Origin of the sequence: Bacillus sp. JJ1503, assembly GCF_036965125.1 — a bacterium.
Taxonomy (GTDB): domain Bacteria; phylum Bacillota; class Bacilli; order Bacillales; family Cytobacillaceae; genus Cytobacillus.
Genome location: NZ_JBALOZ010000041.1, coordinates 1 through 310, shown reverse-complemented (window position 1 = coordinate 310; position 310 = coordinate 1). Strand labels below are relative to the sequence as shown.

Here is a 310-nt window from a genome sequence, read left to right as displayed (position 1 = left end):
GCAACCATAGTATTCATTGTTATTTTCAGCAATCCGAATTTGTTAAGCCTAGAATTTATCACGTATATGTCTGAATTATTTACTTCAACAGCCAAGCAATTTGAAACGTGGGTTATTAGCGGTGTAATGATCATATTTATAATAGGTGCGGCAATAAATATAATCGATGGGTTTCGTAAGGCTAGAATTCGTTAGAATATAAAATTATTAAATATGTAATATGTTAAAAAATAATTCGCTTCGGGGGGATTCTAGAAAGGATTGAAGCTCATTTTTGTTGAATTACTGAATTAACGGCGAAGGTTAGTTT

General features: G+C 31.6%; 1 protein-coding gene. It reads left to right on the top strand.

Going from position 1 to position 310, the window contains the following annotated elements:
- The coding region (locus tag V7149_RS04030; RefSeq protein WP_335344371.1) for a hypothetical protein at positions 1 to 195 on the top strand (195 nt) is incomplete at its 5' end.
- Positions 196 to 310: the final 115 nt, after the last annotated feature.